Here is a 15,697-nt window from a genome sequence, read left to right on the forward strand (position 1 = left end):
TACAAATGGCTGACTACATTTTGCTCAGCTTTCTGCTAAACTTATAGAGTTACAAATTTTAGGAAAGCATCATGCAAGTTAATAGTTCAACATCCTCACTTCTCAGCCAAGTGCAAGAGAAGCAAGAATCCTTGATGGAGAAGCTTGCCAGCGGTAAGAAAATTAACAATGCATCTGACGGCGCAGCAGCCCAACAAATTATCGACAGGTTGACTTCCGAAGTTGAGGGAAACCGTCAATCGCTAAACAACGTCTATGATGGTATCTCACTCGCACAAGTTGCAGAAGGTGGTTTAGGCAGCATTAATGATGATGTAAACCGTATTCGTGAATTGACCTTGCAATCAGGCAGTGGTGTTTTGAGTAGTGGTGATCGCCGTGCTATTCAATCTGAAATCACCCAGCTGCAAGAAAACATCTCGCAAACTATCGAGCAAACAAATTTTGCCGGCAAGCCGTTATTATCTGAGAATGGCTCACTAGAATTTCAATCAGGTTCTAGCCCTGGTCAATCAATTAGTGTTAACACCCAAGATGTTGCAGCGCAGCTCAACGATGTTTTATCTATCGATATTACGTCAGGTACTAGTATCGAAGATGCGCTAGGTGCAGCAGATGCGGCTATAGAAACCATAGGTGGTGCACGGGGCGATTTAGGCGCTACGCAAAATCGATTTGAAAGTGCAGCGCGCTCACTCACGCAAGCTAACGTAAATACCGCAGAAGCGACGAAGCCGTATTCAAGATCTGGATTTTGCGCAAGCCGCTTCGCAACAAGCATCAAATGACGTAATAGGTCAGGCTGCACTTACCGTTCAAGCCCAAGCGAACCAACAACAAAGCCAAGTTTTATCATTGTTGAGCTAGGCTTTTTTACGTAGAACTTAGTAAGTTTAATCGAAAGAAGCAGGGTAACCTGCTTTTTTTATTGATATATTTCCCAAAACAGCGGTTGCGCTCCGATCTTTTGTCGTTACAATTTAGAAATGCGCTAAACTGTAAATAATAACAAAGCGTTCTCGGGGAATTGATGAAGAACATTTTGCTGATTAGTGATAATCAGGAACTTATTCAAAACTTGGAAACTATCGTTACCTTCATGGGAGAGTCGTGCCAGTCACGAGGCTTCAGTGAATGCGAGCGATACCTCCATGAAAGTGGTGCAGACGCCGTGCTTATCGAGTACCGCTCGCCCACTGCAGTAAGTAATCTGGTAGAAAAGTTTCCACACATACCGTTCGTCGCTTTAGTTGAGAGTAATACACAGGCATCTGCAAGCTGTAACCTGGTTAGTGTTATTGCAACACCATTAACTTACCCAGTTTTAACGCAGGCTATACATCGCTGCCAAGAGTACTCTAGACGCAAACCCGGTTTATCTCGTGCGGCAGGCACGAAAACCCGATTGTTCAGAAGCCTTGTTGGCAAAAGTGAGCAAATCCAAATTGTGCGGCGCTTAGTTGAGCAAGTCGCACCGACCGACGCTACCGTATTGATTTTAGGTGAGTCTGGTACGGGTAAAGAGGTGGTTGCACGTAATGTTCACTTCTTATCTGAGCGTAAAGACGGTCCGTTCATTCCGGTAAACTGCGGCGCTATCCCAGGCGAGCTGCTAGAAAGCGAGCTGTTTGGTCATGAAAAAGGCGCTTTTACAGGCGCGATCAGTGCACGCAAAGGGCGCTTCGAGCTAGCCGAAGGCGGCACATTATTTCTTGATGAAATCGGTGATATGCCCCTTCAAATGCAGGTTAAGTTATTACGTGTGTTGCAAGAACGCATGTTTGAACGGGTAGGCGGGAATAAGCCCCTTCAATGCAACGTACGCATTATCGCTGCAACGCACCGCAACCTTGAAACCATGATCAGTGAAGACAAGTTCCGTGAGGACTTGTACTATCGACTAAACGTTTTCCCAATCGACAGCCCTGCACTTAGACAAAGAAAAGACGACATACCCTTACTTCTTCAAGAATTGAATAGCCGAATTCAAGGGGATGGCGTTGAGAGCGTGCGTTTTACCGAGCAGGCTATAGCCTCGTTAATGGAACATGAGTGGGCGGGGAACGTTCGCGAACTTTCAAATTTAGTTGAGCGATTAACCATTCTTTACCCTGGTCAAATTGTCGATATTGCTGATTTGCCCGAAAAGTATCAGTACGGTGATGTTCAGGCGTACGAGCCAGACTATCCAGAAGAAATGCTTGAGCGAGAAGCCTTCAACGAATTATTTGCCGAGGCTGCTGCACAAGAGCCTGAAGAAGACGTCAATAAGCAGGGTAACGATGGTCTGAATAATATGGTGTCCTCTTCGTTACCTGAGGAAGGCGTCAACCTGAAAGAATACCTTTCTGAGCTGGAAGTGAATCTCATAAAACAAGCTTTGGAAAACCAAGATTGGGTAGTAGCACGTGCCGCCGATAAGCTTGGAATGCGCAGAACCACGCTTGTTGAAAAAATGCGGAAATACGATATCCAGCGTACCGAAGAAGCGTAATGTCAGCTAATTGACGTTACGCTGTTCCTTAAAAATATCACCTATCCTTCTGATAAATAAGCCAATGTTAAGTTGGCATACCTTCTGCTTTATCTAAGCCATAGTTAAACAGCGTCTGCAATTTGACGAGGATAATATGGCTTTTGACAGTACACTAGAATCTACAGAGTATTTAGCGTCAGCATTTGCGCTCAACGGCGATGGCTCGACGGTAATTCGAGCTGATTATCAAACGTCGAAAAGTGATGATATCGAATCACTGCGATTGCAGGCGAGTCGGCTCGAACATTTGCTTCAAGTAATGCCTGCAGGCGTTATTGTTATCGATGGTAAAGGCATTGTACGCCAAGCCAACGAACAAGCGAAGGCGCTGTTAGGTGAACCGCTTGAAGAAGAAGTGTGGCGAAGTATTATTACGCGCTCGTTTAAGCCTCGTGCTGATGACGGCCATGAAGTCTCGCTTGTTGATGGAAGACGAGTAAAACTTTCTATTACACCACTGGAAAATGAGCCAGGTCAGCTCATTGTCATCACAGATTTAACTGAAACTCGTCAGCTGCAGGCGCGAGTAAGCCATATGCAGCGCTTGTCTTCCCTCGGGAAAATGGTGGCATCACTTGCCCATCAAATTCGAACTCCACTTTCTGCAGCTATGTTATATGCGTCGAATTTAACACGCAAAGGCTTAGGCGAAGAAGCGCAAACCCAGTTTGCTAATAAGCTGACTGACAGGCTTAAAGAGTTAGAAAGCCAAGTTAATGACATGCTACTTTTTGCTAAATCGGGCGAAGAGCAGGTGGTCAGCCAGATCAGTTTAGGTGAGCTGTTTTCCTCGATAGAGGGCAGTGCTCATAGCATGGTAGCCCAAGCGCAGCAGACGTTAACGTTTTCAGGATTTGAACAAGATCTTTCTATCACAGGTAACCTCACAGCACTCCAAGGCGCATTGCTAAACCTTATCCATAATGCAAGCCAAGTTACTCCCAAAGGAGAGCGTGTGCACGTACAGGCAACAGTGAGTGATCACCGTTTACATGTATCTGTGGTCGACAAAGGTCCTGGGGTTCCAGAGAGTCTAAAAAGCAAAATTTTTGAACCGTTTTTTACTACAAAAACGCATGGTACAGGTTTAGGTCTTGCGGTAGTGAAGTCAGTGGTAAATGCGCACAGCGGTTCACTTAACATCATTGACGTACCAGAAGGTGGGGCTTGCTTCAGCGTGTCATTACCGTGCTCGGCGCATGCTAAAACTTCACAAACATTGACTCATGTCGCGTAAGTCATAGGAGAGAATAATGTCTAAAACTACCATACTAATTGTTGAAGATGACGCGGGTTTACGCGAGGCGCTCCTAGACACTCTTTTGCTAGGTAACTATGACGTGGTTGCTGCCGATTGCGCGGAGCAAGCATTAATGATGCTATCGTCACAGAATGTGGACCTAGTGGTTAGCGACATACAAATGGGCGAAATGAGTGGCTTAACACTGCTAAAAAGTATTAAAGCTAAATACCCGAATATGCCTGTGTTGTTAATGACGGCCTACGCCACCATTGATGATGCGGTACAAGCGATGCGTGATGGCGCAACGGACTACCTTTCAAAGCCTTTTGCGCCAGAAGTATTGCTAAACTTAGTGGGGCGCTACGCCCCTGCACAAAAAATTGAATCACGTACGCCAATCGTAGCCGACCCCTCAAGTTTGAAGCTACTTGAGCTTTCGCGGAAAGTCGCGAAGTCTGAAGCTACCGTTATGGTCATGGGTCCAAGTGGGTCGGGTAAAGAAGTGCTATCCCGCTATATTCACGACCAGTCTCCGCGAAGCGATTCGCCTTTTGTTGCCATTAACTGTGCTGCCATTCCAGAAAACATGTTGGAAGCCACTTTGTTTGGTTACGAAAAAGGAGCCTTTACTGGCGCTATTCAGGCCTGTCCGGGTAAGTTCGAACAAGCCCAAGACGGCACCCTGTTACTTGATGAAATAACTGAGATGGATTTGGCACTGCAGGCTAAATTACTGCGCGTGTTACAAGAGCGTGAAGTAGAGCGCCTTGGCGGACGAAAAACCGTTAAACTTAATGTGCGAGTTATTGCTACGAGTAACCGAGATTTAAGAAAAGCAGTGGATGCTGGCGAATTCAGAGAAGACTTATACTACCGCTTAAACGTATTTCCTATTGAATGGCGTCCTCTATCGGAACGCCCGGGAGACATTGTGCCACTTGCGGAGCACCTTGTTCAGCGTCACGCAAGTTCACAGGGCCTAGGCACAACCAGGTTAAGTGCTGCAGCACGCAATAAATTGTCGCAATACAGCTGGCCAGGAAATGTTCGAGAGTTAGAGAATGTGGTTCAACGTGCCCTGATTCTTTGTGAAAACAATGAAATAGATGCAAGCGATTTAATGATTGACGAAGACATGTCGGCCCCGCTTGAAGTTACACAAGAGCAGGTTGAAGACAACAAATTGGGTTCAGAACTTCGTTATCAGGAGCACCAAATTATTCTTGATACATTAGTCTCGTGCAATGGTAAACGTAAGGACGTTGCGGAAAAACTTGGCATTAGCCCTAGAACCCTTCGTTATAAACTAGCGCGCATGCGTGAAGACGGCATTGAAGTACCAGCTTAATACTGCTGTTTTGAACCTCTCGTTCAACCCCGTTATCCGTCGCCTCTGTAGTAAAGAAGGCGGCGGTTTTTTGTTGCTCCCATCAAATCAAACGCCATAAATTTGGCTTTCTTCCGTTTTTGACTCTTATCATGTTGATATCTATGGGTTTTTAAAGTTGGCAAGCCCCTTGCTAAATCACTCATATAATTAGTTATTCGCCGTTGTTCAGGCGGTTTTTAAAGAAACGCTAGGAGTGGGTATGGACGTTAAAGCCAATAGTTTGTATCAAGAAATGCAAAACATGATAGGGCAAACTCGTCTTCAAGTTAACGAGCCTCAGCAGCAATCGCTTACTGAAGTAAACAGCTCTGCAAGCGATTTCTCGACCATGCTGAAGAACGCGGTTGACGGTGTAAACGGTATGCAGCTTGAATCAAAAGATGCACAGCAACGTTTTGAAATGGGTGACCCTAGTTTGAGCTTAGCCCAAGTCATGTTAGCGAAAGAAAAGTCTGGCATTGCTTTCGAAGCTACTGTTCAGGTACGTAACAAAGTACTTGAAGCCTATAAAACAATAATGAATATGCCGGTATAGGTGGAGTAGGTTATGGCTGAAGCAACAGGTACAAACCTTACGGTTCCTGATCAAAATCAAACAGCGGACAATGAGCCAGAGAATAAATCTGGTTTCATGGATACGTTAGGTAGCGCAGATATGATGCGCCAAATGGCCCTTGTGGTTGTTTTGGTTATTTGTGTGGCTATTGCTATTTTCATCCTTATTTGGTCACAAGAGCCTGACTATCGTCCCCTTGCTAAGATGGAAACCCAAGAGCTTATCGAAACTCTCGATTATATGGATGCGAATCAAATCGACTATAAGCTTGAAGGCAATACTGTTTATGTAAGAAGTGACGAATTCCAAAATATCCGCCTGGGTATGACACGCCAAGGGTTAACTAAAACCTCTGATGCAGGTACCGATATCATCATGCAGGACATGGGGTTTGGTGTAAGCCAGCGTGTTGAGATGGAACGTCTTAAACATGCGCGTGAACAGCAAATTGCCTCGACCATCGAAGATATCGCAAGTATTCAAAAAGCTCGAGTACTGCTGGCGATGCCAAAAGAAAATGTGTTTGCCCGTAGAGAGAAGAAAGCGTCCGCAACAGTGGTATTAACCGCTAAACGTGGTGCCGTCATTGCTGGTGAAGAGGTTGATGCGGTCGTTGATATCGTGGCGTCTGCCGTACAAAACATGGAGCCGTCTAAAGTAACGGTAACTGACAGCAATGGTCGTCTGCTTAACTCAGGCTCGCAAGATTCAATGAGTGCTCGTGCCAGAAAAGAGTACGAGATTGAACGTCAGCGCGAGCAAGAGTATCTAGAAAAAATTGACGCTATACTGATCCCAGTATTGGGCATAGGTAACTACACGGCGCAAGCTGACGTTACCATGGACTTCACTGCTATGGAGCAAACTCAGCGCAGCTACAACCCAGACTTACCAGCGGTGCGCAGCGAAATGATTATGGAAGAGAATAGCGTAGGTGGCGGCGTTGGCGGTATTCCTGGCGCATTATCTAATCAGCCTCCGTTAGATTCTGATATTCCAGAAAATGCTGTGGGCGGCAGTCAACAAACCATGCCAGGGCGCACGGCAAAAGAATCAACGCGCAATTACGAACTTGATACCACTATTAGTCATACTAAAAAGCAGACAGGTGTAATTCGCAGACTAAGTGTGTCGGTGGCAGTAGACTATACCCAAGTCGCAGGTGAAGACGGCGCTATGACGCCAACGCCACGTAAACAAGAAGAAATTCTTAATATCCGCAGACTATTGCAGGGCGGTATTGGCTTTGACGTAACCCGCGGCGACTCGCTAGAAGTGGTTAGCGTACCCTTTACTCGTATGGATGCAGGTGAAATTGAAGATGCACCTTTGTGGGAACAGCCAGGCTTTTTGCCAATTCTTAAGCTAGTTGTTGGTGGCTTGGTTATAATAGTACTTATCATCTTTGTGATTCGACCTATGCTGCGTCGTCTTATCAACCCAGATGAGTCTAACGAGGCCGATGAATTTGATGCAGATGAAGGCTTAGACTTAGGCGATGACACAATTAGCATGCTAACGTCTGACTTTGACGAAGGACAGGTAGGCTTTGCGCCAGATGGATCACTTATGCTGCCTGACTTGCACAAAGACGAAGATGTACTTAAAGCCGTACGCGCCCTAGTGGCCAATGAACCAGAATTATCAGCCCAAGTAGTGAAGGGCTGGTTAATGCAAGACGAGTAGTGAGATAAGATTATGGCTGAAGAACTTGCCAATGTTGAAGAACCGTCATACGACGTCAGTAAATTAGAAGGCGTAGAGAAAGCTGCCATCTTACTACTAAGCTTATCTGAAGAAGACGCGGCGCAGATATTAAAGCACCTTGAACCGAAACAAGTGCAGAAGCTGGGTTCTGAAATGGCGAAAGTGGACGATATGACGCAAACCAAAATCACGTCAGTTCACAAACACTTCATTGAAGAGATTCAGAACTACAGCACTATTGGCTTCCAGAGCCAAGACTTTGTTAAGCGAGCGCTAACTGCGGCGTTAGGTGAAGATAAGGCCGCAAACCTTATCGATCAGATCCTAATGGGTAGTGGCGCAAAAGGTCTAGACTCACTGAAATGGATGGACTCTAAGCAGGTGGCGAGCATTATTCGCAACGAACACCCGCAGATCCAAACCATTGTACTGTCTTATCTAGAACCTGAGCAAAGCGCTGAGATTTTGGCGCAATTCCCAGAAAAAGTGCGTCTTGATTTGTTGATGCGTATTGCGAACCTAGAAGAAGTTCAGCCAGCAGCGTTGCAAGAGCTAAACGAAATTATGGAGAAGCAGTTCGCAGGTCAAGCGGGAACGCAAGCAGCGAAAATGGGCGGCTTAAAGTCTGCGGCGAATATTATGAACTACCTGGATACCGCGATAGAAGGTCAGTTGATGGACGCTATCCGCGAGCAAGACGAAGAGATGAGCCAGCAAATCCAAGATCTGATGTTTGTATTCGACAATTTAGTCGATGTGGACGACAAAGGCATTCAAGCAATACTGCGCGAAGTACAGCAAGACGCGCTGCTTAAAGCCATTAAAGGCGCTGACGAAGAGCTTAAAGATAAAATTATGCGCAATATGTCTAAGCGTGCTGCTGAAATGCTTGGCGATGATCTGGAAGCGCTTGGCCCTGTTCGTATCAGTGAAGTGGAAACTGCACAAAAAGAAATTCTTTCTGTTGCCCGTCGACTTTCTGACTCAGGTGAAATTATGCTTGGCGGCGGTGGCGGTGAAGAGTTCTTGTAAGGGCTCTGATGCCCTTACTGTTGTAGCCGAGGTATAACCAAAGCTTGTAATAAATAGCCTTGTAATAAAGAGTCTTCTAATAAATAGCCTCGAAATAAAATGTCTCTGGTAAAAAACATGTCTGGTAATAAAAATTTCAGTGAAAACGAAATAAACGAAGCTAAAGCGTGGGATCTACCTTTTGTCGATGATCCAAGGGCATCTAAAAAAGACGAGACAACCAACGCACTGAACAAACGCTCAGATTGGAAGTATGAGCCCCCTGAAGTTGAAGAGGAAATCAAGCCTCCTACTGCTGAAGAGATAGAAGCTATTCGCCAGGCTGCCTATGATGAAGGTTTTAAGGAAGGCAAGGAAAAAGGTTTTGAAGAAGGTAAAGCTGAAGGTCTTGAAACAGGCTTGGCCGAAGGTAAAGAGCAAGGTCATAACGAAGGTTTGGAACAAGGTTTAGAAGAAGGTCGCCAGCAAATGGCAACCCAAGCCGAAGTGTGGCAAATGCTCGCTGAAAAATTTCATGATCCACTTTCGCAAGCTAACGATGAAACGCGTGACCAGTTGGTGAAACTTGCCGTAACTCTTGCAAAAGCTGTTATTAAAACAGAGGTTAGCACTAACCAACAGGTGATACTCCAAGCGTTAAGCGAAGGCATCAAAGCGCTTCCCATTAATCAAGCGGATTATCAAATTCACATGAACCCTGACGATATTGAATTGGTAAAAGCCCACTTTGGCGACGAAGAGATTTCTACAAAAGGGTGGAATTTAATTGAAGCGCCAGCGATGGAACGTGGCGGTTGCGATATTACTACTGTGCAAAATGCCGTCGACGTGTCTATTGAACGCCGTTGCCGCGACGTAATTGATAAATTCCTATTAAATCAAGGCTTGTCAGATGACTAGCCCTTGGCATACTCACTTTGAGTCCCTCACAAAACAGGTCTCTTCTCCTCCTGTTGTTGCTGCAGGCAAGTTAGTCCGAGGTATCGGTTTAACTCTTGAAGCTGTGGGATGTCAGTTACCCGTCGGCAGTCAGTGTTTAGTGCAAACTATCGAAGGTGAAATAGAAGCCGAAGTAGTTGGTTTTGGCGATGATATTACTTATTTGATGCCCACTGAAGCAGTTCGCGGCATTGTGCCCGGAAGTCGCGTGATGCCGCTAAATCGACAAAGCGGTTTGCCGGTAGGTATGGGGCTTTTAGGGCGTGTGGTAGATGGCAATGGTCAGCCCCTTGACGGTTTAGGCGAAATAAATGCAGAAGCCCGCGCGCCAACCACTAGACCGCCAATGAACCCGCTTATTCGCCGGCCAATAAACGCACCTATGGATGTTGGCGTGCGCGCTATTAACGCACTTAATACGGTTGGTGTCGGTCAGCGTATGGGGCTTTTCGCTGGAAGTGGGGTAGGTAAAAGTGTATTGTTAGGTATGATGACTCGGGGCTGCGAAGCCGATGTGGTTGTTGTGGGGCTTGTCGGGGAGCGTGGCCGAGAAGTAAAAGAATTTATTCACGAAATCCTCACAGAAGAAGAGCGCCAACGTGCAGTTGTAGTAGCTGCACCTGCTGATACTTCACCGCTTATGCGCTTGAAGGGTTGTGAAACTGCAGTCACCATTGCTGAATATTTTCGCGATAAAGGCATGAAGGTGCTACTGCTCATTGATTCGTTAACTCGTTATGCCATGGCGCAGCGCGAGATAGCGCTGGCTGTGGGAGAACCTCCTGCAACAAAAGGCTATCCGCCATCTGTCTTTGCTCGGTTACCTGCATTAGTTGAACGAGCTGGTAATGGCAGCGAGCGGCAAGGCTCTATCACGGCCTTTTATACGGTACTCACTGAAGGCGACGATTTACAAGACCCCATTGCTGACGCGGCTCGTGCCATTTTAGACGGTCACGTGGTCTTATCGCGAACCCTTGCCGATAGCGGTCATTACCCCGCTATTGATATTGAAGCGTCGATAAGTCGAGTAATGCCAATGGTGGTCAGTGAAGAGCATCAATTAATGGCTCGTCGTATTCGCCAGGTTTACTCAAACTACAAACAAAACCAAGACCTTATTTCTATTGGCGCTTATGCAAAAGGCTCCGACCCTCGCATTGATCTAGCAATTCGTGCAGAGCCCGCAATCAATGCTTTGTTGCAGCAAGGAATGAAGCAAGTCATTCCTTATGACGAAAGCCTAGAAGGTATGGCAGCACTTGCCAAAGGGTTAGGGCAGGGATGATGGCTTTGTTAGTAAAAGGTAATAAAACGCTCGTGAAGAAGAAATCAGAACTCTTGAGTAAGGGCGCTAAAAATGTCTAAACAACTAGAGCGTCTAGCCGAGTTTGAGCGAGAAAAAGAGCAGCGAGAAGCCCGGTATTATCAGCAGGCTCAGCAAAACGTAAATCAGCAAAAGCAAAAGCTTACTAGCCTCGAGCAGTACCGTATTGACTATATCAAAGGTATTCAGCAAACCGGTCAAGCCGGCGTTACGGCGACTTATTATCAACAACACTTATCTTTCGTCGGAAAATTAGATAAAGCGTGTGAGCAGCAGATGCAAGTGATTGCTCGTGCGCAGATGGCAGCAGACCAGCGCAAGCAAATGTGGTTAAAGCAACAGCAAAAAGTGAAAGCCGTAACCTTGCTACTTGATAAGAAAAAGTTGGCAGAGCAGAAAAAAGAAGCTAAAGCCGAACAGGCCATGATGGATGAGTTTGCCACACAACGATTTTTCAGAGCTAAGCGCTCTCCTTTCTAATAAATAGTGTGTTCTCAAGCCACTTTGGCTCAACCCTTGCTAAATCAATATGAAATGTAACAGCGCGCCATAATTTCAGTGCCCTGGTTATTACGCTCTAACAGCGTACGTTTGAAGTTCTACGCAAGCTATATAGTACGAAATTCAACTAAAGCGAGCATAAAACCTAGAACCGAACGATAGCCACAAAGGGTATCGGAGCAGTGCTAAGTGATTGAAATTAGGATAAGCGTTTGTGGGGTTGCGATCTACTTCTCTTGGTCTGTTTAAATATAACGCCCAGTGATTACTTCGCATCACATTACGTCTTTTTGGTGAAAGACGATATAAATGTAGGACGGTAGGACAATATGCAACAAGTTGCCGCACATAAAACAGACATTGCCGCATTACCTTTTTCTGCTTCTAGCACAGCGAAAGCGGTTGAAACGGGTATTGGTACGCAACAACAAGCGAACAGTGAAAACAACCAAGCATTCAATCGACTTTATCAAGAAGCGAAATCGAGCAAACCTGATTTTGTTTTGAATAGCAAAGAAACATTAAGTTCTCAGTCCAGAGAGACAACCCGTTCGACAGGCTCATCTGCTAACACTTCAGTTTCTAATGAAACGGTGAAGACGGGTAAAGATAGGGATGCCGGACATACCAATCTTCCCGCTGAAAAGAAAGTAACAGACAATCCTGCTGAGTCTGCGCTGGCAAAAAAAGAAAGAACTGCTATCGGTTCAAATGAGACAGCAGAAGAGAGAGAAGCACAGCGCTACTCGGGCGATGAAGAGCAAGCCAGTTTAACACTAGATGACGCTGAAGGTGGTGTTGAACAAAAAGCCATAACCGAAGCACAATTTGTTATTGGAGAAGGTGGCAAAAAAGATGCGGAGGCTGGCGTCATTACCACGCCGGGTACGCCAGATGGAAAGCCGGACAAATCTGATGAAGAGCCTGACTGGGTTGCCTATATTGAAACCCTAGCAGATCGCTTTGGTAAGGCTGATAGCAGAGAGCAAACTCAAGGGCAACCAGGTAACAGAGCAACCAATGGTATTTCTGAAGTTCAAGGTGAGAACGTTAATGTTCTTTCTGTAAAAGAAAACGGAAAGCTTTGGAAAATACCGGACGGTGTAGATGCCAACGACGCGCCCTCGGTAATGGCACATTTACTTTCTCAGCTTAATAGTGGCAGCAGTGAAGGGAAAATCGCTATAGAATCCCTTTCGACTGACGCACAACAAACGCTGAGTGCTTTAACTGACCTATTGATTGGCGGCAAAAGCGAACAAAATGATGCTAACAGCGAATCTAGTGCTGAACTTTCCAAATTCCTTACCGAGGATAAGTCAGCCCCAAATGCTAATGACCTTTCGACGCTAATAGCGCAACTCTTGCAGCAAAAAGAGAGTGATAACAATGTAGCGCAAAGCGTGAGCGAGGGGGCAGAGGGAACGATGGGAAATAGTAAAAACGCAGCAGATGAACCTCTTGTGTTAAGCCTGTTATCTGATGAACTTAAAGCGATGCAGCAACTATCGTCAGATGAAGCCAGCTCTCAATTAGAAGCATTGTATTCTGACGTAACCTCTGACATAGCCGCAGAAGTAATTGACGGGGCTGTTCTGGAAAATGGTGGTGTAAATACTAACGGGGCAGACAAAACCAAGGTAACGGCTACTGGCGCAGCGTCAGTGATGAATACCCAAAATGCTGCACCTCAAAATTCTAGATTTGAAATGACCGGTGATCCACAAAGTGACTTATTAACTGCGTTAAGTGAACTTTCCCCACAAACTGCACAAAAAGCTACCGAGGCGTTTGCTGAACGCGTCGTTGCAGTAATGCCAAGTGGTGCACAACAACAAGCTGTGAAGACAAACATCATTGCCGGTATCAATGAGTTTCAGCAACAAGTTCAACAAGGTAGAGAGCCTGGCATCGATTTATCAGCTATCGTGGCAGACGCCGCAAAAGAGGCGGCAGTGAATACCGATGTTATTGCATCGATGACGACTCGGGTCGATAGCCAGGCGAGTCAGTTCCTTAATTTAATGACGCAAACGCAGGCTAGCGCGCAACAAGCTATCGCAGGTTTGGTAGGACAAACCGATACGGTGATGCAAGAAAACTCACAGCTTCGCGCTGAAGCGTCAAAATCTCAGCAGCAGTTTGAAGGCTTTGATAAAGCGGTCAACATTCATAAGCCTGAAGGACAGCAACAGCTAAATGAAAAAATTCGCTGGATGGTGAATGCGCGTAACACTATGGCTGAAATTCGTCTTGATCCGCCCGAGTTGGGTAGCATGCAAGTTCGGGTAAACGTTGCAGGTGACGCGGCAAGCGTAAGCTTCGTTGTTCAGTCTCAACAAGCAAAAGAAGCGCTAGCCGATGCCATGCCTAAACTAAGAGATATGCTTTCTGAACAAGGTATTGAGTTAGGTGATGCGCAAGTAAGAAAAGATAATTCTTCAAGTAACGAAAATGGCCAGCAACTTGCAGATAATAGTGGCAGTAGAAATGGCGCCGGAAACCGCGGAGAAAATGACGGTTTAGACGATATGGACGAAACGCGAATTGTCGAGCAATCAGTGACGCGGGCAGCCAAGGGCGGAATTGATTTCTACGCTTAAGGCAGGGCAAAACTATTATCAATAGGTAGCATGGTGAGATTATTTTAAGACTGCTATGTTTGGAGTATTCGTTCAATTTTGAACGAACAGTTCGATGAACAGCTGCTTATTGCGAATTAATGGCTGCTGCTACAGTGTTAACCAGCTGTAGATACCAATTATGGCATTGCCATTTGCAGTGGAACATTGATAATACGTTTTTTCTTAATATTACTGATGAGTTACACATGGCTGATGAAGAGTTACAGGTAGAAGAAGGCGGTAAAAAGAAGGGCAAGATGATGTTGATCATTATCATTGCCGTGGTTCTTGTAGGCGGGGGAGCTGCCGCTTATTTCTTGCTTTTCGCGGGTGGCGATGAGCCTGCGGCCGAGGAATTGGCTGAAGCTGACGCTGCAGCAGCTGCTGCAAGTGCGCCGGCAGCGAGTACAGGTAACGCTGAAATTGGTACGGCACTTTATGTTGCTATGCCGAGACCTTTCGTTTTTAACGTGCCAGGGTCAGGTCGAGACAGACTTGTTCAAATCAAAGTGCAGCTGTTAGTACGAGGCTCTGACAACGAAGAGTTAGCAAAAACGCATATACCGCTTATTGAGGGAACGCTGTTGCAAGCTTTTAGTACGTCAAATGCAGACGACTTGGTCACAGAAGCGGGTAAAATTGAGCTTCGCGAGCAAGCGGTAACGGAAGTGCAGAAAGCATTGAAGGACATTACGGGCAGCGATGTTGTAGAGCGCGTATTGTTCACGGGGTTTGTCATGCAGTAATGCATTGACTAAGTAAGGTAGAAGACGGTGAGTGATTTATTATCTCAAGATGAAATCGATGCCCTATTACACGGGGTAGATGATGTAGAAGAAGAAGAGGTCGGCGGCAGCGACTCTGATGCTTCTACGCTCGAGTACGACTTCTCCTCGCAAGACAGAATTGTGCGTGGGCGTATGCCTACGCTTGAAATCGTTAATGAACGTTTCGCACGTCACATGCGTGTGAGTTTGTTCAACATGATGCGACGTTCAGCTGAAGTATCGATTAACGGTATTCAGATGATTAAGTTTGGCGAATATATTCACACATTATTCGTTCCAACGAGTTTGAACATGGTGCGCTTCCGCCCACTTAAAGGCACGGGGCTTATCACCATGGAAGCCCGTTTGGTATTTATTCTGGTAGACAACTTCTTTGGTGGCGATGGTCGCTATCATGCGAAAATTGAAGGCCGGGAGTTTACGCCAACGGAGCGCCGTATTATCCAGATGCTGCTTAAAATAATCTTTGAAGATTATAAAGAAGCCTGGGCACCGGTCATGGATGTGTCGTTTGAATATTTGGACTCAGAAGTAAACCCTGCTATGGCGAACATTGTGAGCCCGACCGAGGTGGTGGTTATCAGCTCGTTCCATATCGAGCTGGACGGCGGCGGTGGCGACTTCCACGTGTCCTTGCCATACTCAATGTTAGAGCCCATTCGCGAATTGCTTGATGCAGGTGTTCAAAGCGATAAAGAAGATACAGACTTACGTTGGAGTAAGGCGCTTCGCGATGAAATCATGGACGTTAAAGTAGCGTTAACTACGCATATGCTAGACGTTGATGTACCGCTTCGCGATGTGATGGAGTTTAAACCTGGCGATATCATCCCTGTGGAGATGCCAGAAACCATCACAGTATTAATTGAAGATTTACCCACGTTCAGGGCTAAGTTAGGTCGCAGTCGCGACAATTTGGCGCTGAAAATTGTAGAGAAGATTGCAAGACCGACTTCAGTGAAGTCTGAGCTACAGTTATTAACCCGCGGTGGGCGCATTATTGATAATGACGCAGAACTGCAAGTACTCGAAGAAGACCTGTAAGGTAAAGGGG

At 46.0% G+C, this 15,697-nt stretch carries 12 protein-coding genes and 1 pseudogene; all 13 read left to right on the forward strand.

Annotated features, from left to right (window positions below):
* Positions 1–71 precede the first annotated feature (71 nt).
* Positions 72–867 (forward strand): annotated as a pseudogene (locus ACYX4M_RS11900) (flagellin).
* 163 nt (positions 868–1,030) lie between these two features.
* A complete protein-coding gene (locus ACYX4M_RS11905; RefSeq protein ID WP_476080273.1) occupies positions 1,031–2,494 on the forward strand; it encodes a sigma-54 dependent transcriptional regulator in 1,464 nt (487 codons plus the stop codon).
* Between the two features lie 136 nt (positions 2,495–2,630).
* Complete coding sequence (locus ACYX4M_RS11910; protein WP_476080274.1) at positions 2,631–3,773, forward strand: sensor histidine kinase; 1,143 nt, start codon at positions 2,631–2,633, stop codon at positions 3,771–3,773.
* Between the two features lie 16 nt (positions 3,774–3,789).
* Positions 3,790–5,127 carry a sigma-54-dependent transcriptional regulator gene (locus ACYX4M_RS11915; protein WP_476080275.1) on the forward strand — a complete coding sequence of 446 codons (1,338 nt, stop codon included), beginning with the start codon at positions 3,790–3,792 and terminating at the stop codon, positions 5,125–5,127.
* A gap of 241 nt (positions 5,128–5,368) precedes the next feature.
* Positions 5,369–5,704 carry a flagellar hook-basal body complex protein FliE gene (fliE, locus tag ACYX4M_RS11920; RefSeq protein ID WP_474873629.1) on the forward strand — a complete coding sequence of 112 codons (336 nt, stop codon included), beginning with the start codon at positions 5,369–5,371 and terminating at the stop codon, positions 5,702–5,704.
* 12 nt (positions 5,705–5,716) lie between these two features.
* A complete protein-coding gene (gene fliF, locus ACYX4M_RS11925) occupies positions 5,717–7,411 on the forward strand; it encodes a flagellar basal-body MS-ring/collar protein FliF (protein WP_476080276.1) in 1,695 nt (564 codons plus the stop codon).
* A 12-nt stretch (positions 7,412–7,423) separates the two neighbouring features.
* Entirely contained in the window at positions 7,424–8,464 is a 1,041-nt protein-coding gene (gene fliG, locus ACYX4M_RS11930) for a flagellar motor switch protein FliG (protein WP_025254367.1), read from the forward strand.
* Positions 8,465–8,581: 117 nt separating this feature from the next.
* Positions 8,582–9,364 (forward strand): flagellar assembly protein FliH, encoded by a 783-nt coding sequence (fliH, locus tag ACYX4M_RS11935; RefSeq protein ID WP_476080277.1) that lies wholly within the window; start codon positions 8,582–8,584, stop codon positions 9,362–9,364.
* Positions 9,357–10,691, forward strand: coding sequence for a flagellar protein export ATPase FliI (fliI, locus tag ACYX4M_RS11940; RefSeq protein WP_039223070.1), 1,335 nt, complete (start codon positions 9,357–9,359; stop codon positions 10,689–10,691). Before fliH ends, fliI begins: the two co-directional genes overlap by 8 nt.
* A 72-nt stretch (positions 10,692–10,763) precedes the next feature.
* Entirely contained in the window at positions 10,764–11,210 is a 447-nt protein-coding gene (gene fliJ / locus ACYX4M_RS11945) for a flagellar export protein FliJ (protein WP_039223068.1), read from the forward strand.
* 350 nt (positions 11,211–11,560) lie between these two features.
* Positions 11,561–13,834, forward strand: coding sequence for a flagellar hook-length control protein FliK (locus ACYX4M_RS11950; protein ID WP_476080278.1), 2,274 nt, complete (start codon positions 11,561–11,563; stop codon positions 13,832–13,834).
* A gap of 227 nt (positions 13,835–14,061) precedes the next feature.
* The gene (fliL, locus tag ACYX4M_RS11955) at positions 14,062–14,601 is read left to right on the forward strand and encodes a flagellar basal body-associated protein FliL (protein WP_039223619.1); all 540 of its coding nucleotides are present in this window, start codon (positions 14,062–14,064) and stop codon (positions 14,599–14,601) included.
* Between the two features lie 27 nt (positions 14,602–14,628).
* Positions 14,629–15,687 carry a flagellar motor switch protein FliM gene (fliM, locus tag ACYX4M_RS11960; RefSeq protein ID WP_014948638.1) on the forward strand — a complete coding sequence of 353 codons (1,059 nt, stop codon included), beginning with the start codon at positions 14,629–14,631 and terminating at the stop codon, positions 15,685–15,687.
* Positions 15,688–15,697 lie beyond the last annotated feature (10 nt).

It is taken from the genome of Alteromonas sp. ABV4_150, assembly GCF_056311745.1.